The organism is Pseudomonas sp. SWRI111 (assembly GCF_014268555.1).
GTDB classification, from domain to species: Bacteria; Pseudomonadota; Gammaproteobacteria; order Pseudomonadales; family Pseudomonadaceae; genus Aquipseudomonas; species Aquipseudomonas hamedanensis.
The window spans coordinates 347,766-371,639 of record NZ_JABWQQ010000001.1 but is presented as its reverse complement, the minus strand read 5'-3'; the positions used below and the strand labels follow the sequence as shown (position 1 = coordinate 371,639).

18 protein-coding genes and 2 pseudogenes are annotated in these 23,874 nt (G+C 54.6%); 9 read left to right on the top strand and 11 right to left on the bottom strand.

Annotated elements, in window-relative coordinates:
• Positions 1 to 145: 145 nt before the first annotated feature.
• Positions 146 to 514: a histone-like nucleoid-structuring protein, MvaT/MvaU family gene (locus HU755_RS01520; protein ID WP_186630341.1), complete on the top strand. Its 369-nt coding sequence runs from the start codon at positions 146 to 148 to the stop codon at positions 512 to 514.
• A 134-nt stretch (positions 515 to 648) separates the two neighbouring features.
• Here HU755_RS01520 and HU755_RS01515 read toward each other — a convergent pair whose 3' ends face one another.
• Positions 649 to 1,341 carry an ImmA/IrrE family metallo-endopeptidase gene (locus HU755_RS01515; protein ID WP_171884528.1) on the bottom strand — a complete coding sequence of 231 codons (693 nt, stop codon included), beginning with the start codon at positions 1,339 to 1,341 and terminating at the stop codon, positions 649 to 651.
• A 273-nt stretch (positions 1,342 to 1,614) separates the two neighbouring features.
• Between HU755_RS01515 and HU755_RS01510 the strand changes: the two genes are divergently transcribed.
• Positions 1,615 to 2,565: a hypothetical protein gene (locus HU755_RS01510; protein WP_186630340.1), complete on the top strand. Its 951-nt coding sequence runs from the start codon at positions 1,615 to 1,617 to the stop codon at positions 2,563 to 2,565.
• 128 nt (positions 2,566 to 2,693) lie between these two features.
• Here the strand turns inward: HU755_RS01510 and HU755_RS01505 are convergent, their stop codons facing one another.
• The 3 genes from HU755_RS01505 to HU755_RS01495 form a co-directional block, all read right to left on the bottom strand.
• The gene (locus HU755_RS01505) at positions 2,694 to 3,803 is read right to left on the bottom strand and encodes a hypothetical protein (protein ID WP_186630339.1); all 1,110 of its coding nucleotides are present in this window, start codon (positions 3,801 to 3,803) and stop codon (positions 2,694 to 2,696) included.
• Between the two features lie 93 nt (positions 3,804 to 3,896).
• A complete protein-coding gene (locus HU755_RS01500) occupies positions 3,897 to 5,885 on the bottom strand; it encodes a UvrD-helicase domain-containing protein (RefSeq protein WP_186630338.1) in 1,989 nt (662 codons plus the stop codon).
• Positions 5,882 to 7,948 carry an AAA family ATPase gene (locus HU755_RS01495; protein WP_186630337.1) on the bottom strand — a complete coding sequence of 689 codons (2,067 nt, stop codon included), beginning with the start codon at positions 7,946 to 7,948 and terminating at the stop codon, positions 5,882 to 5,884. The genes HU755_RS01500 and HU755_RS01495 overlap by 4 nt, the downstream gene beginning before the upstream one ends.
• Positions 7,949 to 8,347: 399 nt before the next feature.
• On the opposite strand from HU755_RS01495, the gene HU755_RS01490 reads away from it, so the two are divergent.
• A complete protein-coding gene (locus HU755_RS01490; RefSeq protein ID WP_186630336.1) occupies positions 8,348 to 8,602 on the top strand; it encodes a hypothetical protein in 255 nt (84 codons plus the stop codon).
• Between the two features lie 583 nt (positions 8,603 to 9,185).
• Here HU755_RS01490 and HU755_RS01485 read toward each other — a convergent pair.
• A pseudogene (locus HU755_RS01485) lies at positions 9,186 to 9,437 on the bottom strand (aminotransferase class I/II-fold pyridoxal phosphate-dependent enzyme); the annotation flags it as partial.
• A gap of 129 nt (positions 9,438 to 9,566) precedes the next feature.
• Between HU755_RS01485 and HU755_RS01480 the strand changes: the two are divergent.
• A complete protein-coding gene (locus HU755_RS01480) occupies positions 9,567 to 10,475 on the top strand; it encodes a hypothetical protein (protein ID WP_186630334.1) in 909 nt (302 codons plus the stop codon).
• A gap of 605 nt (positions 10,476 to 11,080) precedes the next feature.
• On the opposite strand, the gene HU755_RS27665 is transcribed toward HU755_RS01480, so the two are convergent.
• The gene (locus HU755_RS27665; protein WP_346655419.1) at positions 11,081 to 11,332 is read right to left on the bottom strand and encodes an SDR family oxidoreductase; all 252 of its coding nucleotides are present in this window, start codon (positions 11,330 to 11,332) and stop codon (positions 11,081 to 11,083) included.
• Here HU755_RS27665 and HU755_RS01470 point away from each other — a divergent pair.
• Positions 11,270 to 11,446 (top strand): annotated as a pseudogene (locus tag HU755_RS01470) (carbohydrate porin); the annotation flags it as partial. The gene HU755_RS27665 and the pseudogene HU755_RS01470 overlap by 63 nt on opposite strands.
• 335 nt (positions 11,447 to 11,781) lie before the next feature.
• On the top strand, positions 11,782 to 13,065 hold the full coding sequence (locus tag HU755_RS01465) for a hypothetical protein (RefSeq protein ID WP_186630332.1): 1,284 nt from the start codon (positions 11,782 to 11,784) through the stop codon (positions 13,063 to 13,065).
• Between the two features lie 120 nt (positions 13,066 to 13,185).
• On the opposite strand, the gene HU755_RS27385 is transcribed toward HU755_RS01465, so the two are convergent.
• The 3 genes from HU755_RS27385 to HU755_RS01450 all read right to left on the bottom strand — a co-directional run bounded on the left by HU755_RS27385 (position 13,186) and on the right by HU755_RS01450 (position 15,280).
• Positions 13,186 to 13,410: a hypothetical protein gene (locus HU755_RS27385; protein WP_238349933.1), complete on the bottom strand. Its 225-nt coding sequence runs from the start codon at positions 13,408 to 13,410 to the stop codon at positions 13,186 to 13,188.
• A 351-nt stretch (positions 13,411 to 13,761) separates the two neighbouring features.
• Entirely contained in the window at positions 13,762 to 14,181 is a 420-nt protein-coding gene (locus tag HU755_RS01455) for a GMC oxidoreductase (RefSeq protein WP_346655421.1), read from the bottom strand.
• Between the two features lie 109 nt (positions 14,182 to 14,290).
• A complete protein-coding gene (locus tag HU755_RS01450) occupies positions 14,291 to 15,280 on the bottom strand; it encodes a DNA-binding protein (protein ID WP_186630331.1) in 990 nt (329 codons plus the stop codon).
• Positions 15,281 to 15,443: 163 nt separating this feature from the next.
• Here HU755_RS01450 and HU755_RS01445 point away from each other — a divergent pair, with 163 nt between their 5' ends.
• Both HU755_RS01445 and HU755_RS01440 read left to right on the top strand, forming a co-directional pair.
• Positions 15,444 to 16,427, top strand: a complete 984-nt coding sequence (locus HU755_RS01445) for a tyrosine-type recombinase/integrase (protein WP_186630330.1) — start codon at positions 15,444 to 15,446, stop codon at positions 16,425 to 16,427.
• Positions 16,428 to 16,538: 111 nt separating this feature from the next.
• Positions 16,539 to 17,177: a hypothetical protein gene (locus HU755_RS01440; protein WP_186630329.1), complete on the top strand. Its 639-nt coding sequence runs from the start codon at positions 16,539 to 16,541 to the stop codon at positions 17,175 to 17,177.
• A gap of 267 nt (positions 17,178 to 17,444) precedes the next feature.
• Here the strand turns inward: HU755_RS01440 and HU755_RS01435 are convergent, their stop codons facing one another.
• Both HU755_RS01435 and HU755_RS01430 read right to left on the bottom strand, forming a co-directional pair.
• The gene (locus tag HU755_RS01435) at positions 17,445 to 18,413 is read right to left on the bottom strand and encodes a hypothetical protein (RefSeq protein WP_186630328.1); all 969 of its coding nucleotides are present in this window, start codon (positions 18,411 to 18,413) and stop codon (positions 17,445 to 17,447) included.
• Positions 18,404 to 19,108 (bottom strand): hypothetical protein, encoded by a 705-nt coding sequence (locus HU755_RS01430; protein ID WP_186630327.1) that lies wholly within the window; start codon positions 19,106 to 19,108, stop codon positions 18,404 to 18,406. Before HU755_RS01430 ends, HU755_RS01435 begins: the two co-directional genes overlap by 10 nt.
• Before the next feature lie 182 nt (positions 19,109 to 19,290).
• Between HU755_RS01430 and HU755_RS01425 the strand changes: the two genes are divergently transcribed.
• Entirely contained in the window at positions 19,291 to 23,772 is a 4,482-nt protein-coding gene (locus tag HU755_RS01425) for a sacsin N-terminal ATP-binding-like domain-containing protein (RefSeq protein WP_186630326.1), read from the top strand.
• Positions 23,773 to 23,874 lie beyond the last annotated feature (102 nt).

The following is a 23,874-nucleotide window of genomic DNA, read 5'->3' as shown; positions in this document are numbered from 1 at the left end:
GCTGCAGACATTTGAAACAAGCGCTGAAATGTTCTCGTAGCTTGGACGCGCTGGGGCTTACGGCCTCAGCCATCGCCTTGAACCTGCGCATTGATGGCCTGTAGCCCCACCCCTATACTCGACGCACCATAGACAGGAGCATCAAATGTCCAGACTCGCCGAATTCCGTAAGTTGGAGCAACAACTGGCTGCTCAGCTGGCCGAACTTGAGACCCTCAAAAACGATGATGGCCTTAAGCGCGAAATCGAATTTGAAAAAAAGCTCCGTAGACTGCTCTCGGAGTACGGCTACAGCCTGCGCGATATCATAGCCATTCTTGACCCACAATCTGCCAGTCGACGTGCACCAGCTGCTGTGGCTGAAAAGTCCAGCCGCAAGCCCCGTCAGCTTAAGGTCTACAAAAACCCTCACACAGGCGAGCGCGTCGAGACCAAGGGTGGTAACCACAAGACCTTGAAAGAGTGGAAAAGCCAGCATGGGGCCGACGAAGTCGAGAGCTGGTTAGCTAAGTAACCCTTCAGAAGCAAAGATAAGGGGCCTCGTGAGTGCCCTATTTTTATTTACCCCAAAAAGTGGATGCCTTTCCTGGAGACCCTACAACCCCCGCCACTACCCGTTTCAAGTATGGCCAGAGTTACCTGCCCGCTCTAAGGCCACCGCACCAACTCCAGCTCCTTGAGCCGGATGGCCATCGCCGAGTCCGAGACACCGAATTGCTGGGCCAGTGACACCAGGTGCTGGTTGTTAAATCGGGTGCATCGCGCCAGCGCCAGCTCACGTTCTCCCGACTCTTTCGGGGAGTAGAGAAGCCGATCCGGATTGTTGGGGTCGAGGTGATAGGCAATCACGTCGCTGAAGCGCAATTGGCCCTTGCAGCAGAACATGAACTCGAACCGTTCCCTCACCAGTTTTTGAGGCATGAGGAAGCAGGCGGCGAAGCGATCGGCTTGTCGCTCTGCAGGTGCACGTGGTGCTTGCAGAGGACTGCCGTCAAAAGCGCGGTCGCGGTGCATGACAGTGTCTTCGTGGAGCACAAGGTGGCCGATCTCATGCGCGCCGGTGAAGAGCTGGACTTTGTCACCAAACTCAGTCGCGACGGCGATCTTGTTCGATTGACGGTCAATCAGGCCTGCGATGCGAGTACCGGTGTTATGCCTGTTGAACTGGGTGTCTCCCAGGGTGGGATGCTCATGGTAGTCGTAGCCGCAGACCATGGCAGCGATCCGGGGGCTGCGCATCATCATCGGCGGAATATCTTGATCTGGCCACAGGTAACGGCGATCACGGTAAATCTGCATGAGCAGGTCAGTCGCTGCTTTCTCGATATGGGTTTCGTTCATGGCAAAACACCAGATGTAGGCTCTCAAGTACAATCTAGCTCAATATGTAGTGCTTTCAATATTTGCCTAACCCAATATATAGGTTTTGCCGATGAACGGTAGAATGAGCCTGCTATGTCGAAATCCTGCTGATCGCATTTTGCCACCGCTACAGATCGCCGAGCGTCACGTAGTGTGCGAGGATTCGGTCGCGGCGATCGCCGTTGAGGGGGGCTTGAGCGGTTGGATGCCCCGTAGTGGCGGTGGACGGATTACAGGAGGTTTACTGGAAACATGGCTTTGGATGTTGCGTTTAGCGTAGAGGCTGGAGATTTTGTCGATCCTGATCGAGCCTATGACCTGTTCTGGGCAGGCGTCATCACCAATAAACGAGCTTTCGTTTGCCCTGGAGCTGACTGCTCAGCCCAGGTGACCTGTGCGAATCTGGATAAGGACGTTCAGAGCATGCGGGTGGTGCCACACTTCAAGGTCTACGGAGACCATAGTGAGGCATGCGGGATCGTGAACGGCAAGGGAATCGACTTGGAGGTGGAGCCGAACGGCCCTGACGGGCAGGAGGGCAGAACAGTCGATCAGTCCATTGTGGACGTGTTCAAGCTTGAGCGTCCTGACTCGTACTATGACGAACCTACCCAAGATCCCGCGGCCGATGTGCATGTAGCGAAAAAACGCGCTAAGAGCACCAGGCCTTACACTGCCAAGCTGGGTGAAACAGGGCTGGTTGGCCCCATCTATTCCGTCCGCTCAGTGGTCAGTCGGTACATTCGCTATCGATCCGACAACACCTTGGAGTTTCGCCGCATCAACATTGCCGGGCAGGATGTGGCGTACGACAGTATTTTCAAATGCATTTGGGAGCAGGATCTGAATGACCTCCCCGACCACCCTGTCATCTACTACGGCTGGGCCTACATTGACCGCACCAGAAAAAACGATGCATACCGGATCAAGTTCAAGAAATGCTTGATGCGCGGAGCCGAAAGCCTGACGACCTCAAGCTTCGTTTCGGACAAGCTCGTTGAGCGCTACAAGCTCAAGAACCTCATGGCGACCAGGCTTTCAAAGATCTCCCAGGAGTCCAAGCCGACCGCGTTCGTGTTTGTGTACGGGCAGCCCAAAGTCCGTACGTCAAATGGAACAAGCTATGCCAATTTCGAGTTGCAGAACTTGGACATGATTGACGTCAATTACGACTGCCCATTGCCCTCCAAGTATGACAAGTAGCGAGAGCCTTAGACCGCTCCCGAGCACCTGATTGAAAGTGTTCGGGGCTGTGCTGCTTAGCCAGCCCCGACGCGCTCAAGCCCCCCGGTAAGCGTTACCTGCAAGGCACACCAGTCGTAGCGTTCAGGCTAGCCGCCCTTCCCCGTCAGCTTGGTGATCCAGTCATATGCAGCAACCGCCTTACCCACGACATCTCCCGAAGTGTTCACAAATTCCAGGACTGACTTGAGCCGGGTCAGCTGGCTGCGGTTGATCCGGGTAGTGGCGACCTGCTTAGCTGGTAAAAGGCCTTGAAGCTCTTCGAACAACTTGTCACGGCTTTCAACCCAATGCTGGGCCAGCTCTGCGACTGATGGGATAAAAAGCCCACCCCGTTGCAGTTCAATCAGTGGTGCCCGACGGCTATCCAGTTCATCCGCCAGCTTCAACAAGCGCGTGATCTGTTCGTCCCTGAGGAATTTCTCAGAATCCTTGAACGAGAACCGCGCGAGGACGCTTTCAAGAATCTCACGTCCTTGACAGCCTTGACCTACATACGACGCCACCATTTGACGATCGTCATCGTTCCCATTATGCCGACGAAGCACTTGATCCAAGATTTTGGATGCCTGAGCTACCTTTGCACTGATGCTGTTGACGAGATCTTGGATTCGCTCCAAGGATTGGGGTAGCAAGCCTGCCATACTCGAAATTTCTTTTTTGAAATTCGGGGCGTCATCCACAATCTTGCGGATTTTTTGCAGAAGCGCTTTTAGGTCGTCGACAGTCCAGTCCTTTCCTAAGGAGAGAACAATGGATTCGTCCACCCCCTGAACGACCAATGATAGGCAAGGCAGGTCTTGGGGGTTTACCCAAAAAATCTCCATGAACTCCGGGACGAACCTTGCCATCCCGCGTGCTGATGTCTGCGCCACATGTTCTCTATGGTGTGCCCAGTCATCTGTCAGATCTCGAAAACCCGTGGTGTCGCGCAGCGGAAAAGCGGTGCCTGAAAACGCCCCTACCTCCCCCATGCCACGGTTGAGCCCCACAGCTGAATCTCCGTTGGGATCAAGCAAGATGAAAGCTACTTCACTGCCGAGCCAAGCGTCTGCCGCTGCAAAGCGGAGAGTCAACTCCTTCAGCTTCTGTTGGTCTTCCAATTCCGGCGCCAGCATGACGCACATGATCCGCTGGTCTTCTTGCCTGGTGTGGAACCAGTCTACGAGCTCTTGGGGCGTTGCGGAGGTGATCAGCATTAGTCTTCCTTTCTAGTGCACAGTCAGATCTGTAAGTATTTGTTCCATGGTGTTCGCGCTACAAAGCGCGTAACCGCGGTGCGGTGGTTTGCCTCAGGTCGCAAGTTCCAGAATCGACCATCCTGCGGCCTCTAGCGCAGCCCTTCGTTGTTCTCCCGTTGTCCCCTCGCCCATGCTGCTTTTGCGGACAGCCAAGCACAGCATTTGAGATGGTCGAGTCATCCCCACATACATCAGCATCATGTCCTTCTTGGCGCTGTCCGGTGGTCGCTTGGCCGCTGCCTTTTGACATTCGAGCCATGGCATGAGCTTCTGAATAAAGTGGGTCTTCCGGAAGGTCTCCAGGATCAGCGTAGCCGCGTGAGTTTTGCCCTTTTCCGAATGGATGGATGACATACGAATGTCGACGCCATCGGTACCATCCTGGAACCGGTAGGTGTTGACCAGTGAGCCGCCACTTTCGCTGGCCTCAGTGGCAACTGGGGCTGATTCCCAAGCAAGATACTGGTGACCTTGCAGATCCACAGCCACACCTTCAGCATCATGAAGCGCAGTTGCCACCAGCAGCGCTCTCGGAGCAATGGTCGTGAGCCAATCCTGCTCGGTCATTTCAGACGGCCCGAATAGGATCAACTGAAGGCACTCTCGATACTGTGCGAATGCTTGCGGCTTCGCGGTGAGCTTTTCCTCCACCGCGGTGTGGTGTCGACCTCTCAGTTGCATCAAGCTGCCGGGGAACGCCAGTGTGCCGAGGTTTAACAAGCATGAAGCCAACAACTCAACTGCGGGAGCAGCTGTGGCTTCTTTCATCGCGGTACGTCTGGCAACGTGTGCGCCTTCCGCAAAGGTACGAGGCTTGAACGATGTCTTCGTTGTGTCAGACCGGTAGGATGGCCAGTAATGCTCCAGGGCTTTCGGGTACTGGTTTGCCTTGAAGTTCTCAAGCCGATGTACAGCACCGACGGCGAACACACCTGCCTTTCGGGACTCCGCCGGAAGGTGCTCCAGCACCAGCTTGCCGAATTCATCCAACACACCCGTTGCATCGTTATCAGGGAAGACGATGATCGTGTTGGGGACACTGCCCGGGGCGCGTGGAGCACGAAGTCCGATCAGTCCATTCGTGATTGGGACATACGCGAACGGATTGGCGATCGATGCGATGGCCTGATCAAACCGGAAGCTGCTGGCAATCTCCAACTGACGCCCTGGATCAGGGAAGGGATCCTGCAAGGGTGTCTTTTTCTCAAAGATCTCTTGGTTGGGATCGCCGACACGAATGACGCGGACATCTGGGTCATCATGAGGAAAGACCCGTTGAAGAACATCCGCCTGGTCTGGTTGGGTGTCTTGCATCTCATCAATCAACACGCACGGGAAGCGCAGACGCAATGCACCGCCCACGGCCGGCTCCTGGTCGAGTAAGGCGTGCCCTAACACGAATACCTCATCGAAGCAGAAGTAACCGGCCTTCGCCGCGCCGCTCAATGATTTCACCACACTCTTGTAGGTCGCCGTGTGTGGCGCAAAACCAATGTCTTCATCGCCGAGTGGATCATCGAAATCGGCAGACCGGACTCGCAAGTTGTGAAGGCTTTTAAATTTTTTCTCGAAGGCAGCCTGTGCACCTAAGTGTTCACGATATGACAGCTCCCTTCGGCGAGCTTTGTGAGTGGCCTCATCATCGATTGCCTGCAGTGCAATGCCCTGCGAGCGTAACCATGGTGACGCCAGAAATCGGCCGGTGAAGCCATGGATAGTGTCGATGTAGTGAGGAAAGCGCAGCAGTCGTTGGCCCACCTCGGTGCCACCAAGGCGTTTCTCGATCTCTTCTCTGGCCGCGTTGGTGTGCGAAAGCACGCAGATACCCTGCATACGACTCTTCCAATGGCGAGCCAGGATGGCAAGCTTGGCGACGACCAGGGTTGTCTTCCCGCTCCCAGGACAGGCCGCCACGTCGACTGTGTCCATGGACTTCAAGAAATCACGGCGGGGCTCGTCCAGCGTATCTAGCCCCATAAGCTCGATGACCCAGTCCACATCTGCGTCAGTAATGGGGGCAACCAGTTGCCTGAGAGTCATTCGGAGGCCTCTTCCAGCGGATCAGTAGAACCTGCCGGTGCTGCCGTCGCCATGAGCGGGTGAGCCGGGCCGGGGGTGGTAGCCAGGGCTGCACCTCCGGTTGCGTACTCGATCGCATGGACAACGTAGGTTGGCAACAATCCCCGCAATTTCGTGGCATCTAAGGAACCGTTTTCGAAACGTTGGTCAATAAAGTCGATCAGGTGCTGGGCTGCGATCGCTTTTGACGCCCGATTGAACAGTTTGTAGATCGCTGAGCAACGTGCTTCCTCGGAGGCATGGGTCGTCTGGATATTTTCGAAGGCTTTCTGCGCCTTCTTCAGCAGGTTAGCCTTGGTTTCCGTGCCGTCGTCGATCTTTTCCTCATAAATGGCCAGGTATGCGGCGTGATGGACTTCCTTCGAGAGCCCTTTGAACGCTAGGTCGTATTCGAGCGTCCAGTGGTCGGCAACGAACGTCCGCACACATTGCCCGTCACTCTCTCCGCGCTTCTCGCGATGTTCCTTCAGGCCTTTTTCAACGTCCCCCGGTGTGGAACCGAAATCTTTTTCGGCGCGCCAGCGCCGCTTGGCGATGTCTGGCCAAACCGCCCCCTTGACCCCCTTCAGGCCCCGGATCTCTGGCGCACAGTCGGGCATCACATCCATATCGGTGATGCAGGCCGTGGGCACGGTGATCTCGCCCTTGGACGTGTCCTTGCGCTGCAGGATTTTCGAATAGCGCCGCAGGCCGACACCGCCCACGTTGATTATCGAAACCCCGTGCTTGGTGAGATCTTTACCCAACCGATGTGCAATTGACGGTAGGAGGATCGCTTCTGCATCACCTTCGACGACGAGCAAGCCTTTGGCGAAGAACAGCCCCGCCTTGGTCACATCAAGGAACCGGCTCAGGAAGCGATAATCATCAGGTGCCAGGCAGGTTTCACTCTCGGCGAGCGAGAACGCTCGTTGCCGCTGCATCAGCACTAGGTTCTGCAGCGGTATCTTAGAACTCAGGTTCGGGCTATGGGTGCTGAGGATGACCTGAACCGGTCTCAACCCCGTGGAGGGCTTAGCCGCGGCTTCGAGGAACTCCATCAATTGGAGCTGACGTTGAGGGTGCAGGTGGGCCTCCGGCTCTTCGATGAGGAGCAGCGGAAGTCCGTCAGGCTCTTTGCCTAGAAGCAGGAGTTCACAAGCCATGAACAACACGTTATTGGAGCCCAGCCCGTAGATACCACGCGCCTCTCCAGTGGCATGATCCAGAAGTCCGAGCTCCAGTCGTTCCAGGATTTGCTTGAGCTTGGCGGGATCCGTTCCAGCTTCCCCAAAGCCGATGCGACTGGTTAGGGGTTGGCCAGCCAGCGATAGAGGCCGAAGGTACGTATCGTTGATCTCTTTCTGCGCGGAGACGATAGCGCCGTGACGGTTCACCAAGTGACGAAGGAAATCCCCCATGCCGGCAATGCTGAGGGCTTCTGCATCGGTGAGGTCGGTCGGGAGTGCCGCGGGATCAAACGCGTTACCCGCCTCAATATTAGGGAAACTGCTCAATACCTGGGACAGCCGGGAATTCCGGCCTGGTGACATTTCTCGCTCGGCATCGCGCAGCGGTTTCAGGTATGCAGTGGCGAGCAGCTGTCGTACACCCACGTCCAGAGAAGGCCCCTCTCCTTTTTCACCCGAGCGCACCGAAATATCGACCCATTTGCGGGTTGAGGCTGAGGCGACAACGCGACGAGCTGACCAATGCACATAAAGACGCCCCACGCCACCGGTGTACGTCACGTACTCAACGAAAGCACCCAGTTCCGCGGGGCTCAGCCCTTCCAGGGTGCACCTGAGCGTGATGGTCTCGGCCTGAGTGCCATCGCTGGCAATGTGGAAGTCCTCGATCTGTAATCGAAGATATTCGGCATCCCGGGTTTGCAGCACGTAGCGGATCGCGTCGATGACCGCCGTCTTGCCAGCGTCGTTTTCACCAACGAGGGCGGTCACGCCTTCGTTGAACTGGATGTCCAACGCGTGATCGCCATGGCCGAACTGGCGGAAATTTTCGATCTTCAAAGCCGAAAGGTACACAGCGCTGCTCCCATCCTTGTTCAGTGGCAGGGAGTGGGTTGGCCCAGCGCCAGCCTAGCGACAATCATTCGTCCCTGGATGTAATAGCTTTATGCCACGAAATCCTGCCGGAGGCTACCCAATGCTGGTAGCTAGTAAAGCCCTACCCCCCAGCCCCTCCCAAGGCTCATCCGCCTGGCCATTGATCGGAACGTGGCGCCCCAAACAGGAAAGCCGAACGGGACAGTCGAATAGGCTGCATGGGGCTTTCAGCTGGACGCCGACGCCAGCGAACACGGCGCGATCCGACCGGTTGTCTTGCGATATTCGATTTATTGAACCAGCCTGCTTGATCCGGTGGTAAGACGTGCAGAGCACGATGCTCCGCAGAGACACATGCTTCCAAATAAAGGGGGGCTTATGGACTCAGTGGATAGCGACGCCCAGCGCTTGCTCGGCCTGATCGTAAAGGCAGCGCAGCTTGATACCCGCCAATTTGCCGAGCGGCATGACCTCATGCGCCAGGCCAGCGCCCTGCTCTGGTGGCTGGAGCCCGGTTTCCCTCCCCGCACGATCGCAAATCTGCTCTCCTGCCTCAGCCTGCCGCTTGAGAGCAAAAGAAAAAGCGAAGATCGAAGCCAACCTCTGGAATGGCTGACTGACACAGTCTTCTAGGTGTCATAGGCTTCTATGCTCTTCGAGCTTTTTCCTGCTCTGAATGATCTCACGATGAGGTTGCAGCCGCTGGGCTTGTAGGGGGATCGCCTTTTTGGCGGCTTCGCCGCCACCTTCGCTTTGCTTGCAAATACAAACCTACTCTCTGAATTTTTTTGTGCAGATGGCACCTGCGGTGGCGATTTGCAGGTACTCGTACGCCTGAAATTTAAGGGTATGGCTGGCGCTGGTTTCGCTCGGGTACCACCAGGCTTGGATCTTTAGCTACAAACACTCGAAGGAGTACAAAAGTACTCTTCGCTGTACCACTGGTTGAAGGTTCTCGGCACTACGCCTGTGAACCACCCGCCTCACTCGATGCACGCAACGCTATAAGTTCTGCTTCTGCGCCGGCGAGCTTATGTGCCAGCCCCTCCTCCCTCAGCTTCGCTGCTGCTACCTCAGAATGAGCGTCAGCAACCTCTTTAGATTTTACTTCCAACTGGTTAGCCTCATCTCGGCGCACTTGATACGCGTGTGACCGACTAGACACCTCACTTTGATCCCCATCAAGCGCCGAAACAGCTGCTGCTTGGCTGATTCAACACACACCACTGGTTGATTGGGACTGGACGATTCCCATGGCTTTGATGATGTCGTACGGGCCAGTTGCATAGCCAATTCGCCATCCTGTCATTGCGTAGGTCTTGGAGACGCCGTTCACGACCAGAGTGCGATCTGCCAGCGAGGGTGCCGCCTGCAAAATGTGCGGTGGTGCTTCTGCGTCAAAGCGAATGTGTTCGTAGACGTCATCAGTCATCAGCATTAACTGGGGATGCCTGGCCAATACGGCGGCACCCGGGAAACGGTTCAGTACCCGAGGGAGCAACTGCTGCCCAGGAAAATACTCTCGGAACGCCTTGGGCATTTGGGTACACTCAGGCCTAAGTGAATGCTCTGGATCAGAGAGTGTGAGAGGTGAATAGTGTCTGAAAGTATGATGTCCCGGGTTGGTAAGCAATTTCCGGTGAACCTAGGAGAGATCTTCCATCGTTCACCTGAGGGTCGCATTATGCCTCGAAGTGGGTTTGTCGATGATCTGATCTGCCGGATCGGCATCACGTACGTTCAACAGACCACTGTGAATCTCGACCCAGCCCCGATCATCGAAGCCATCAAGACACTCAGCGATGACGCGCGCCTTCAGACGCTGATGGGTGGTTATAAAACTCTGGTATTTCACTACGAAGATTATTGCGACACGAAAGATCCCAGCTACCTGAAAGACATTAATCTTCAGGCAAAAAATTCCGTCCCTGGGTTTGCTGGCGCTCTTCGAAATCAGTTAGACGTTATCAAGCCTGAAGAATGGTTCCAGATCGAGAATAAATTTAGACTTCTTGATACTCTTTGCGACACTTACATTAAAGTTTTTGCCCTCCACTTCTTCGCGCGAACCACCCTTCATCCGCAAACCAAATCAAATGTTTATCGCTTGCAACCACAGATTCACGAAGCGATCGAAATGCTGCGTTGTAAGCTGCAAGACACGTTGCTTCCGAACGGGAGCTCGGACAACTCAGTATTGCTGGAAGCATTCCTGATGAAAGACAGCGACCTTTTTGAATACTATGCGCACTATGACGGCAGGTACTGCTCAATCCAAGGAACACAACGTTTTGTCATGCTGGCCAACAGTAATTCTCCACGCCACTCAAATATCCTCATAGAGAAGTCAGTCCCGGGAATAGAGCACAAAAATTTCGCCAACAGGCTGATTCAGCTGATCGAAAAATTCGAAACTCTATCGCGGGTGACTAGCTTCATTGAAACGGCGGACGAAGAGAGCATGCTCCCCTTGCTGCTTGCAGATCTGAGGCGGCCTTTACGGTGAAATCGACGTTGATCCTCACGCCCCCCCCCGAAGTTTTTGACTGCAAAGTCGACAAAGCTCCGCAGTTCCGGTGTCATCCGCCTGTCCTGTGCGTAAACCAGATACAGCTGGCGTGCTGGGATTGTGTACTGAGGCAAGAGCTCCGCCAGGGGTGCCTGCCTCCAAAGCCTCGACGACCAGTTCAGCTGGCTGCAGCAACACACCAAGGCCGGCTATTGTCGCACTGAGCAGAGCCTCTCCATGGTTACCCATTTGAACCTCTGGGTATTCCAAGGGCAGTTGTCGATCTTGGGTCTGCCGAGACCTGCACAACTCAAAGGCTAAGAGAGCGCATTGGAATCGCATACTCAGGCAGAAGCTTAACTAGTGTGGCCACCAGAAAAAAAGGCCGCTCGCACCCGCACGATGCGAACAGCCAAAAAAACCAAGGAGTGCAAACTGAGCAGGGCTGGTTGAGTAGGAGCGCTCAACCAATATCATGACCGAGCCGTAGCCAGTGTTCGCTGCCGATGCCGAGTATGCGAAGCCCGATGGCGAGCATGCTCACAAGCGAGATGATTGGTGGAATGCCCAGGCATACGCGCTGACGTTGTACTCAGTCGACATCACTGAGCCGTATAACCTCCGTCGATGACGAGCTCGCTCCCTGTCATGTATTTGGACTCATCTGACGCCAGATAGAGAACTGCGTACGCGAAATCATCAGACTCACCAATGCCCAAGGGATGCAGTACCTTCATGTCAGCCAGGTACTTCTCAAAACCACCCGGGAGTGGCTTTCCTTTCTCGATGTTGATCCGACCTTCACGCCAATCCAGAGCACTGAATACAACTCCGAGATCTACTACGGAATCCACGTCACCGACTGGCTGACGGTTCGCCCGAACCTTCAATACGCTGTCCACCCGGGCGGCACGGATCATGTCGACACTGCCCTGGTTGCCGGCATCAAGCTCCACACAAAATTCTGATCGCTCCGACCTCTGAATTGACCTGATGCAGGTATTAGGGCAGCTACGCTGCGCCTTTTTTTGCTAGACCTTCCTGCTGCTGCAACCTCTTACAGCCCTGTGCTGAAGTGGTTACTTGCTAGGCATTCGCTGCTGGCCCCGAAAAACTGTTCCTTGGGCAGTTTCGACTTGTAAGTGGTTAGTAGTTGATGAAGACACCCTCTCCGCGCCCCCTTCTCCTGACCACTGGTCAAGTGGTAAAATACGCTTTCCCTTACATGTCACCACCTCTACTTACTACAGGGATGAGTATGTCGCTTAGTGAATTCCGCAGAACGAGTGCACGCTGGAACTGCTTGAAAAAAGTTGACACACTGGGTATGTTCGACTTTTCTACAAATATAGTCTCTCTTGACAGCCTGGAAACTTATCATGTTGAAGGCCTAACATCTAATGACACTCAAGGGGCACCCCTAAGCTTTTCTGATTACGAGCGTCATGCGAAAGCGCTGCCCTTGATCGCTCACGAGTACGCTCACTTCCTAGACGCGACGGCAACTGTTTGGGGGATGAATCGATTAGTACTTATGCAAAATGCATATGAGTGCCCTGTCGACAATGAGCAAGACTTTTATCACATGAAAGTCTTTTATGATCATAGTAAACGTCTAAAATTCCCAGCCTATTACGCAACACTTGACAAGGCATCTCATACAGAGCCGCCCTGGGAATGCGCAGTGACAAGCGGCGTAGAGTTTACGCCTGACGGAAAGCCAGGCAAAAGGCCCATTGCCTTTATACGGCTTTATAACTCTCAAGGTGAAGGGATTACTCGTACTCCGATTTCCATGATCTCTTTGCTTGAAAACTCCGCCATGGCGGAGGAAGTCGAAGTCAAGATCGGGCTCATTAATCGACTGGGCGTTGAGAAAGTAGTCGAAGAGAATCTTCTCAGGAAATCTCTTGTTGAGTCTATCTACAACCCGGAGCTTGCGGAGTACTCGGTCTGCGCCTTATTGCTTGCAGACAGACAGAAATGCGAAGACTTGAGGCTGGCCCTCTATTGCAGCGGGATCATTTCGAGACTCGTGCTCAATGCAACGCCGGAGGTATTCAGGGCCGCCGCCAAAAATCTCGATGCCTTCCTGGCCAGGTATAACCTTGACAGGAACGGGCCACAATACAAAAACATAAAATATGCGTTGAAGCTAAACAACCATGGAATGCTATTTTACTTACTTACGATGCAGTTACCCAACAACTGCCTAGGCGACCCTAAAAGTTTCCTCGTGGGACTTGCGGAGTCTTTCGTATCGCTAGGAATACCTATTGATACGTACATACAAAGCGCACAGCAATCGATTAAAAACTCTGAGGCAATCCTCAAAAAAAGCAAGTCAGCTCATATTCGGGTGTTGGCGCAAGCTGCCGCGCTCAATGCTGACAAGCTCGCGCGGCGGCCGAACCCTTTGACCTTCTCGGATTTTCATCTACCGCCGAGCCTTCTCGGCGACCTCAGCCAGTATCATTTCAACGTCAACCCCAACAACATCCTAAAAGATATTGATCTGGATGAGCTATACGAAGATTTGGTAGCCGGCCAACGTCGAATGGAAGAGTTTGGAGATGCTTGCTTGTAGGGTGCTGATTTGACCAGCGGTGGTGAAAGCCTTTCACAAACATGCTTTCAGCCCCGTGTGCGATGCTGATTCAAGCGTGGTTTAAATACAAGAGGCTCATGCGCTGAGCAATTTGAACAGTCAGTGGCGGGTGAAACCGTCGAAGGACTCCATGAATACCGCTCCGAATGACTCCAGGCGTTCCCGAGTTTCAGGGTTCGGATGCCCATAGACTACCACCCCTGCTACCTGGACAAGTGCAAGCACCCGCTCGGCAAATGGTGCAAAGCTATTATCGAAGTGTGAGAACACGGCGTTTGCCTTGTAACGTTCGATGACATGTACAACAGAGCGCTCTTCGCTCACGCTGTACTCGTAGGTCAGCCCCCTGGCTCCTCGAATGTGGTCGCAACAAGCTTGCCGACCAGCTTCCCATAAGCGAGAAAGTTGGCGGGATCCAGAATCAGGGTAAAAATACAGACAACTTCATCTTTCATGGGCGCCTCGCCAGATTGGTTAGTTTGAGTTTGTAAGCGTATCGTCACTTGTATTCGTGATAAATTCCGCAAATTTAAAAACTTTATTCCCCAAGTGCAAAGCCAGTAAAGACTTCAACTCAGCCCTTACACAATTAAGGCCCACAACACAAATAACCTGAACTGCCGTTTAGTTCTTACGTAGTCGCGCGCTTTGCCTTTAGATCATTTGCTTCACCCGCTACGGCCCAGGCCCGAATGGGCCCAGGGCTCGTGATTCAGTGGTGGCCAAGATCATGTCAGCCGCTTTTTCGGCAATCATGATGGTGGTCAGGTTGGTGTTGGCGCTGGTAATGACGGGCATGATCGAGGCGTCGACTACTCGCAGTCCTTCCATGCCAATCACGCGGCACTGCGGGTCAACGACTGACTCAGGATCATTTGCACGCCCCATTTTACAGCTGCCGATGGGGTGCCCCATGGGCGCGACGGCATTGAGAATCTCTTCGTCCGTCAACGGCTGTTGCTTACCTGGGCTGGCAATCCACCCGCCAGGGTTGCTGCGCCACGATCTCAATGGTGACTTGCCCACATCGGCACTGACCGATGACACCTGCGGTGGCGATTTGCAGGTACTCGTACGCCTGAAATTTGAGGATATGGCTGGCGCTGGTTTCGCGCAGGTACCACCAGGCTCGGATCGCGAGCTACGAACCCTCGAAGGAGTACAAATGCACTCCGCGCTGCACTACTGTTGAAGGCTATCAGCATTAAGCCTTTGAGCCATCCGCTTCGCTAGATGAACGCAACGCTATAAGTTCTGCTTCTGCGCTGGCGAGCTTATGTGCCAGCCCCTCCTCCCTCAGCTTCGCGGCTGCAACCTCCGACTGAGCGTCACCGGCCTGTTTAGATTTGGCTTCCAACTGGCTAGCGAGCAGTTCCTTAGCACCTTCAGCGCGGGCAGTAGCGGCATTGGCAATGCCCAGGTCACCCCGCAGGGTTTCGACAGCCTCACGATGTTGCAAGGCTTCCCTGGCATGCTGGCGATTTTCAGCAATGAAGCGCTCGTTTTCCCTTATCAGACGGGAGATCTCCTCCTGCTTAACCATGAGCGTCTGCTGAAGGACGGTCAGCTCCTGCTGCATTTGATAGACCTGGGACTCGTGGCGGTTCAGATCTTGGTCTCGCTGCTCCTTAACTGAAGCACGATAGTGTTCGAGGGCCTCCCGAGCGCTTGCATGCTTTTGCTCTAAGGACTGAATCTGCCCATCCTTCTCTAGCACCCGCACCTCTAGGTCAGTGCAGCTCTGGCTGAGTCTGGCGTTGCGCGTGATCTCAGTCTGCAGTGTGGACTGAGTGGTTTTGAGCTCTTCAGTTTGAGCAGCCGAGACATCTCCCTGCGCCCTGAAACGGAGTTTGAGTTCATCGAGCTCGCTCTCAAGTGCCTCGGCTCGGGAGACCAATAGCTTACGCTCGTGCTCGAACTCTGCTCGTGCCTCAAGAAAGGCCTGGCTGCCCTCCTCCTGGACTTGATCCAACAAGCTTTCGACGACCCCGCGCAGCGCGCCGCTCATACGCTCACGAGGGCTCGCTTCTGATCCTGGTGACTCCAGTTGCTTTAGATACCGAGCGATCGTGGTCTTTGAACCCGTATTTCCAATCTCCACCCGAACTGCATCGATGCTGGGATACACACCACGCATTAGCAGGCTGTTCCGCGCCTTTTGCACCACCGCTAGGTTTACGCCGCCTCGCGCCATACGCCCTCCAGACTATTTCGTGCCATGTCACATGTCATGCAATTACATGATACGAAAAAACCAAACCTTGCTGAAAAGTTGCCGACAACTGGCAAGATATAATCGAGGTTTATAGCTTGCTAGCCTAAGTAGTGGGGGTAAAATGGCCTGAAAGGCGGTACAAATGGCCAGGGCAAGCCACCGAAGGTTGGGATGGGTAAATATGGTGGTTGAAGTGGTCAGCAAGGCGGACAGATACTTGGAGGCGAGCGTTCGTCAGAACACGTCGAAGAGCTACGCTGCCGCCCTCTCCCATTTCGAAGTCACCTGGGGCGGGTTCCTGCCCACCACAGCTGAGTCCGTGGTGCGATACATCGCTGAATACGCCGACCAGCTGGCGCTGAGCACGCTGAAGCAACGCTTGGCTGCGCTCGCAAACTGGCATCAAAGCAACGGCTTCCCCGACCCCACTAAAGCGCCTAAGGTCAGGCAGTTGCTAAAAGGCATCCGGGCGGTGTACCCCGTGCAGCAGAAGCAAGCAGCTCCTCTGGCGTTACTGCACCTGGAAAAAGCAGTGGCGCACCTGGAGGATGAGGTTGCTCAGGCAAGAGCAGCCGGCAACATGGCCGCCCTTCTCAAAGCGACCCGCGACATCGCCTTGCTCACCATCGGTTTTTGGAGGGGGTTCCGCGGAGACGAGTTGGCTAGGCTCACGATCGAGAACACGCATGCTGAGCGCTATGTAGGTATCAGGTTCTACTTGGGTTTCAGTAAAGGGGATCGGCAGAACATTGGCCGCGAGTACAAGACTCCGTCGTTGAGCAAACTCTGCCCGGTCGAGGCTTACCTGAACTGGATTGAAGCAGCCGGCCTAACCCGCGGTGGTGTCTTCAGGAGGATTGATCGCTGGGGCAACATCAGTGATCGCCCGATTGCGGCCCATAGTCTTATTCCCCTGCTTCGCGACACACTGGATAGGTGCGGCTTGCCGTCCGGAATCTACAGTGCTCATTCAATCCGACGCGGGTTTGCCACTTGGGCCGCGAGCTCAGGCTGGGACATCAAAACGCTCATGGAGTACGTTGGCTGGAGCGACCTGAAGTCCGCGCTGCGCTATGTGGAACCGGCTCAACAGTTTGGTGGGCTCATCAGAAAACTGGATGGATGAGATTCTTGATCCTGCGCGTAGGTTGCCCCTGAAATTCCCATAGGGTTATGAGCGTACCTAAATGGAATCCTGCTTTACCGCAATGACTAATATAGATAATAGGAAAGCCTTATGATCGACCAAGATGGTTACCTCACTTTCCCCCTCTATCACGGGACGTCGACACTTTACCGAGATTCCATTGAAAAGCAGGGGCTTGGTGCGGTACGCGATCCCTCATTGTTCGACTTCGAAATTCTGGAGCAGCTTGCAAAACTGCTTGATGCACAGAAGAGTAAGAGTACCTGGTGGCAAATGAATGATTTTATCGTCAAGGCGATGATTGATCAGAACGTAACTGGTGGTGGATTCAACTTCAGGTATGGCGGAATTTACCTTTCTGCTTCTCGGCAGACGGCCCAAATGTACGCAAAAAGCCCTAAAGGCTCTGAGATAATCTCGCATATTTTTTGGGCATATGAAGAACTTAAATCGGTGGATCCTGATGCCGCAAGCCAATTGCTCCATTGCGCGCACCCGCTAACAAAACTGTTCGAAAAACCTTCAATGCCAATGCTAATCACAATAAGTAAAGTCAAGGCCAACTTACTCACAACTGAGCACGGCAAGGCTATCGACGAGCAGCTAGCAGAAATGAAAAACCTTCGAGAAGCGAGAGATCCTCATCTCATCGACGTTATCTGGCAGCAGCGAAATTTTACCTTCGATGGGACACTCGAACCGCATACATTGATGTTCGAGGAGCTGTGACCTAAGGCTAGCAATGGCTAGCAACGGCTAGCGTGCTGAAATGCGAGCTATCGGGCATGCGCTCTTAGGTGGTGACGTACGCAGCAGGGGCGATTCACAGCGCACTCATTTCCGTGACCATCGGCGTCGTCTTATCCGGCGCTGTCAGGGGCTACTTTGAGTACTTGCTCGGAATCGCCTCAAACGGTGAAGGTGGTAGATAGTATTCTATCGAATACAACCGTCCTCGCCCCCAACCCTGCAAAGCTGGCTCTGAGGTTAATTGGTTCAGGCTGCCAGGAACATAATTTCTTTCGACCCGGATGCCCGCTGCAGTACGCCTGGATGCCTAGACTCCAGCGCGATGACCTCGGCTTGATAGGCCAGCGCGGGCAGCATCTGTTTTCCGTGTTGCAAGAAGTTCGTCAGGCCAGCAAATTGCTCATGGGTGATCCGGGACGCAGTGGCACGATCACTGGACAGTCCCTCAACGCGTTGCGCGTTCAACACGCGGATGTCCGATTCAAGCTGGGCGAGGGACTCGTGAGCGTATTTCACCGCACCTGACTTTGCCTGAACATGTGATAACGCAAGGCCAAGGTTGATCAAGCGATCTTGCAGTAACTTGACGTCACTCAGGCGTTGAGTGGCGCTTGCAGGTATAGCGGCATGACGCTCAAGCACGAGCTTCGTGAATTGATACTCCTTATGGAAGTCAGGAATGAGCGCTTTGAGCTGCTGAACATCACCTTCCTCACAGAACTGCCGGGCAGAAAGCAGCAAGGATCGGAACTGCGCTTCATCCGTTAGCTGACCGCGCTCATGAGCCTCACTGACCAGCCTCCAAGTCTCTGCAATGGTCTGAGATTGAGCCTGGATTTGCGCGCTGATCTTGTTCAGCTTTTGACATACGATCACGAAACCCGCAGTGGTCACCGCGAGGTTCAGGCCGGTCATGACCAGATTGGCTGTCTGCAAGCTCTGCAGCACGTTCATGCTTTGCTGAAGGTGCTCCATGCCCGTCTGGAGCGAACCCATGCCGTTCGACAGGGCATCCTGGAGCTGTTGGAGCTGCGCATGCGTTTGTTGGCTATCCCCGGGAAAAAGGAGGTGCCCAACAATCTGCCCGCCCTTCTCGGTACCTTTGGCATGGCGAACTACACCCCCAAATAAATCGTACTCCCCGCTTTTGAGCTTGGCCAAGATATCAGGAAGGTTCGGAAGAGAGCGCAGCAGCTCCTCATTCATCACAGGCATGCGCGTAGTTTCCTTGTGTAATCAGCAAAATCGACTTCATATCGGGTGCGGCGGATCTTGGCCACCTGGAGCACCGCGGGAGTGGTAATGCGAAATGCAGGAGAGGTGGCTTGGTAGATTGCAGCCCCGGCAGCGCCAATCGCCAACGGAGGGGCTGCGAGCGAAAGCAGGCGCCCACCTATAGCCCCCGCCATGCCTGCAGCTCCACCGGTAGCCGCAATACCACCGATAGCGCCCGCTGCGGAGATCAACCCTCTAACAATCTGGGCGATGTATGCCGATAGTTTTGCGACATCCCGATAGTCCACGGACACCTCATCCCCGATGTATTTCTTGACCGCCAGGCCAATAATCTGCTCTTCGATGGCATAGATGTCATCGGAGGAGCCGGGTTTTCCATCAAGTTTCTTCGCCACATCTGTCGCGAGTTCCGTGTAGTCCACTCCACTAGATCTGAATAGTGTGGCGATGCTGTTGCTCCCGAACGAGCGGATTTCGGCTTCCATCACCTCTGGAATAGATTGGAGCTTGCCCTGGCTTTTTCGGCTGATGATGGTGGTTTTGACCTTGCTGTCGAGGGCCACCCTTCCCTTGCCGTTATCTGTTATCAGGTCGGCCAAGACGTCCAGGTCGGCGCTTGACGCATTCGACAATAGGTCGACCAGAGATCTGTTCCGCGGAACAACGAACTCCATGTTACCTCCGTAGGATTTTGATCCGGCCCCGCGATGATCGCGTTGAGCCACCATAAGTTATCCAGATTCTAGCGGGTCGCTCCTACGGTGTCTTCTCTGCAGCTCAAAGGTAGGGATGGAGCGATTCTGATCCGAGGTCTATGATCGAGCGATCTCAAAATGCCTGCACGGGGTCATTTTTCATGGATGAGCAACTCGGACGTCAACACGCTGCAGCGTGGTTCCACTCCGCTTCGACTTTCAACGAGCCAACCCTTCGGACAAAAGCGTATGCGAACGCTGCGATTGAGGAGTTCGTGAAGCTGCAGCTCAAGCAGCCGGAGATTCTGAGCACACTGTTAACAGGCGGTAATCAAGGCGCAAAGCTGCTCAACACCGACCCCTACCAAGGGCTACGAGAGGTTATTCAGAATGCCGATGATCTCAAGGCAAGCTGCGTTCAATTTGGCGTACGCACCGTTGAGAACCGCAAACAGTTGGCCATCGTTCACAACGGCCTGCCGGTTGAGCTCACCCATGTTGTACCAATGATTTACCCCTTCTACTCAACGAAACAGAAATCAGCTGAGCTCAAGGGACGGTTCGGCATCGGACTTAAGACACTGACGCAGCTGGGTGAACACCTATCTGTGCACAGTGCCCCGTTTCATTTTGGATCGCGAGATGATCATGTGGCACGAGTGGAGGAAGCCAGCCCCATAGAAGGCTTCTACGATCCACTCGACGACCAGACGCTGATTACGGTTGATCTCTACCAGGACTACAGCCTTGCCTCGCTGACGCATTGGTTTGACGACTGGGAACCCAGCGACCTGATCTTCTTGGATCACGTACGAACCATAAGCCTGGTCGATCTGGACGAGCACACTGTGCTTAAGAAGCTAGCAATACAGGTCGCCGAACAACCGCGGCAATTCTCTGTGACGCTAGGAAAGCAGCCAAGCAAGGTCACCCACTTCACATTCGTGATTGATGACGCTAGGTGGGAGCGCTTCGTTTGCAGGGTAAAAGTACCCCCAGGGAAGGAGCGGGCTGCAAAAGCTACGGGTGATTTCACCCCTATCGGTATTGCCTTACCGCTAGATGGTAATGCTCGTGGTCGCCTGCACGTAGCCCTTCCCACGAAAATCCACACCAATACTTCATTCTCTGTGGATGCTCAATTCGATCCCTCTACATCGCGAGAGGATATGATCCAAGGGCCATGGAACCACTGGCTTACGGAGGCCTCTGGCCAAATCATAGGCGCATTGGCAATCCACTTGGCACAGCAGCGTAATACTCTTGCGTGGCATGTGGTGCCTCTCGGGGCTAGGACAGATAGCAGTTCTGACTGGCTCAATAAGCTGTTCAGCGAAGAGTGGGTCAAGGCCATTGAGGCGTTCAAGACATGCCCAACACTGATTGATGGGCGCTATTCGCTGAGCCAGATTTCGTACTGCGATGCTTCGATAGATGAACTGTTAACCGATGCCGACCACGTGGAAATCTGCGAGGCGCCAATACTGCCCGTCGGGATGAGAGACCCGCTGGGCCGTTGGCGAGAGGTACTAGACAACCTTTCGGTTTCGCACTCAGTGAGTCTGCAGGACGTTTTCACTCACTGTGACGCGGATGGCTTCTCGCAAAAACCTGCGCAGTGGTTTATGGAGATGGCTCTGCGCTGCTTGGAGAGCTATGACGAAGATCCGATGCTAGGCACCAAGTGGGTACCTCTGGCTAACGGCGCTCGAGCGAAAGCCATTTGGGACTCGGAGGCAGATAGCTGGCTGGTCAGCCAGAGTCCAGAGAACGACCTTGCATTGCGCCACGCGCTGACAGAGATCGTCCACCCATTGCTCCTCACCCCACCCTATGCCGCATTAGTTGATTGGCTATCGGAGAATGCGAACTACAAGAACGAGCTATCTGCGCAGCACACGCTGGAGGCTTTCGCCAGACGATATGCGGACGCGCCTTGGGCTGCACAGCAGAAAGATCTACTAGATCTGCGCGACCTTTTCGAGCATGTCGATACCAAGTCCAGCACTCTGGGCTATGAGGTCGGCGTAGCCTTACTCATCGAATCCTTCAGCTTTGAGTTCGGCGGCCAGGTCAAACAGCAGAAATCGCTGAGGTCGCCAGTCGAGATTTATCTGCCGGCGTCTATCGCCGACTCTCAGGATGCCTGGTCAAAAGCAGCTGCATCGACTCCTGGCATCTTCTGGGCATCCGCCAGTTATTCGGAATTGTTCAAGACCAAGCGTACAAAAAACGAGGGCAACTCAGTCGATCACCTGACCACAAGCAGAAAACGTGGTGTGAAACGGTTCCTAAGTCTACTGGGGGCAGAGACCTCGCCTCGGCTCGTTGCCGCAGTTACCGGTACTCCACCCTCAATGCTGCCCTCACACAAGTCCGCGCGAACCTATCTTGGCAGAGCAAAAGGGGGCCTGAGGCGCGATTTTACTTCTCCTGATCTGGATGCTGTCTTGCAGGACATTCTGCAAAGCGCTATCCCGTCGACGGAACTGCAAAAGAGTAAGAAAAGGCGAGCGGTGAGTACGCCTCGAACCCTTCTAACTGCCGCGGATCGAGCTATTGCACTCTTCCGCTGCCTTGACGCGAGCTGGCCATCTCTGGAGTCGCAAAGTCGAACCTACGCCTACCGTGAGAACGGAAGAACCGACAGTTCTCCGGTACCCACCACCTGGCTTGCCAGACTGATTGACAGCCCATGGTTTCCCAACCTTGCGGGCTCGCTTTGCATACCCAGAACCTTGGTCGTCGAAACCAAAGTCACGTTCGCCATGTACGAAGACCATACGAACTTCGCCGATGGCTTGCATGAAGCTGACGCCAACAGTGAGTTCGCTCGCGCGCTTTACATGGAAGTCAATCCGCCCGTCTCCGGTCTGGTGGCAGCTCTTGAGCGCGAGCGCCATGGCAACAGTCCTGATGAAGCGAATCTAATGCGCCTTTACAAAGCCTTGGCAGGGCACTGCCCTCAGAGCGTTGCGGCCCTATCCCAAGCGTCAATGATTGGGGACATACCGATCGCGAGCTTGAGGGGAAAATTTGGATTATCCCGGGCACGGGGACTGATAGCGCCGTGCGTTACGACCCAGCGTGACAGCAAGCAATGGTTCAGCCCCAGGGGAGTTTTTGCAGGCAAAGACGTCTTCCATGCCAGACAACCCTTTGTGCTCCATGATCGTCAACTCATGCCACTCTGGAACGCATTGGGCATCCGCAGCCCTGATTTGGCGAGCTGCGTTCGCGAGCTGGAATCTTTGGCAAAAATGGAGTATCAGCCCCAGTTGGATGCCTTGTTGATCGACATCTACAGGCACATGGATGGGTTACTGGAGAAGGCAACCGCGGCAGATCGCCGAAGCCTCAATACCGTGCCTCTTCGCTCAAACGATACATGGTCAACCAAACGGCCTATGTATCACTGCAACTACCAGGGTGTCGACTCCACGAAGATCACATTGTGGGAGCCACCCTGCGCGCCGGACAGCATTCCTAATTTCCTACGGGCTGCAAGCGTGGAACGACTGCCATTCGCCCCATTACCTAGCTCAAACAGCACTCTGGCCGCCGATGAAATTCGTTCACGCTTTCAGTGCGCACTACGCATCTTAAAAACTGACCTCGCCCGCGAAGATGAACGTTCGTACACAGCCATGTCGCCTTGGGATCGATTTGACAATGCTGATGTGCACTTGCACCCAACAGGACAACTTATTGTGAACGCCACCCCCACAGGCATGCGCTCCGTCCCTCTGTCCGTTCACGCTCACGCGGACACCCATCGTTGTGCAGTACATTTTGACGATGTGAGGTTGATCGGAAGAGTCGATTTCGGGGGAGCAGCGATCGCCAGTTTCGGAAGTGGCGACCGGGTGCGCGCCATCGCGCTTGCGTGGGGTGCAGCCTGGTCAGCTAGCGAAGACTGCCTTTTCACACCAGACATAACACTGGCAACCGAAGCGCAGGATACTGACCTGGATACCTTGATCAAAGAGCGCGAGCGGCTTGGAAGTTCAGGCAAGCGGAAGATCATCAAGCGCGACTCAAGTGCCACAGGTGGCAGCAACGGTCAACTCAATACACCCCCTACCCGTCGACTGAAACCTTTACCGGAAGAGTTTACCTTTACCACCGTGATCAAGGATGCGGATGAGTCAGTTGGTAGTGGCCCCCAGCAACGCAGTACGAAGCCTTTATTGCCCCCTCCGACGACTGGGCCGCGCCCCAATCCCAAACCGGTACCAGAGAGCGCCCATCGGCAGTATTCCTCGGCAGAGTTGCAAGCAAAGGCGTGGGCTCACATCGAGGTAGTGCTCCAGCGGGAAGACGCTGTCCTGGCTGACCTGCAGGCGTATCGCGGCATCGGGGCAGATGGTGCCTTAGACAAATCGACATTCGTTGAAATGAAATCTTTTGCCCGCGGCTCCCCCTCAGAGATCATGCTTACCGAGGCAGAATTTCGTCGTGCGCACGAGAGTACATCGACATTCTATCTGGTCATCGTGTCGGGACTGGAGGAAGGATACGAAACTGAGATTCGGATCTACATAAACCCAACGAGACACTTTCCTTGGACGCCGAAGGGTTCAGTCTCGATCGGCGGGCTGGCAAGGGGCGCAGCATTAATTCTGAGGCAGTCGATGGATTGATTTTCCGGGGTAGTACAAGGGGGTGACCACCGTTGGCGACCAGGCGTAGAGAGTGGTCTGTAGTGGCGATGAGAGGTTCGGGTCAGCGAGGATCGCCCTGGC

Bases quoted from the DNA above. Each gene is read 5' to 3' on its own strand.
- HU755_RS01430 (WP_186630327.1), bottom strand. From the start codon at position 19,108: ATGGAGTTCGTTGTTCCGCGGAACAGATCTCTGGTCGACCTATTGTCG.
- HU755_RS01440 (WP_186630329.1), top strand. From the start codon at position 16,539: ATGATCGACCAAGATGGTTACCTCACTTTCCCCCTCTATCACGGGACG.
- HU755_RS01450 (WP_186630331.1), bottom strand. From the start codon at position 15,280: ATGGCGCGAGGCGGCGTAAACCTAGCGGTGGTGCAAAAGGCGCGGAAC.
- HU755_RS01505 (WP_186630339.1), bottom strand. From the start codon at position 3,803: ATGCTGATCACCTCCGCAACGCCCCAAGAGCTCGTAGACTGGTTCCAC.
- HU755_RS01445 (WP_186630330.1), top strand. From the start codon at position 15,444: ATGGCCAGGGCAAGCCACCGAAGGTTGGGATGGGTAAATATGGTGGTT.
- HU755_RS01435 (WP_186630328.1), bottom strand. From the start codon at position 18,413: ATGCCTGTGATGAATGAGGAGCTGCTGCGCTCTCTTCCGAACCTTCCT.
- HU755_RS01490 (WP_186630336.1), top strand. From the start codon at position 8,348: ATGGACTCAGTGGATAGCGACGCCCAGCGCTTGCTCGGCCTGATCGTA.
- HU755_RS01510 (WP_186630340.1), top strand. From the start codon at position 1,615: ATGGCTTTGGATGTTGCGTTTAGCGTAGAGGCTGGAGATTTTGTCGAT.
- HU755_RS01520 (WP_186630341.1), top strand. From the start codon at position 146: ATGTCCAGACTCGCCGAATTCCGTAAGTTGGAGCAACAACTGGCTGCT.
- HU755_RS01500 (WP_186630338.1), bottom strand. From the start codon at position 5,885: ATGACTCTCAGGCAACTGGTTGCCCCCATTACTGACGCAGATGTGGAC.
- HU755_RS01425 (WP_186630326.1), top strand. From the start codon at position 19,291: ATGGATGAGCAACTCGGACGTCAACACGCTGCAGCGTGGTTCCACTCC.
- HU755_RS01515 (WP_171884528.1), bottom strand. From the start codon at position 1,341: ATGAACGAAACCCATATCGAGAAAGCAGCGACTGACCTGCTCATGCAG.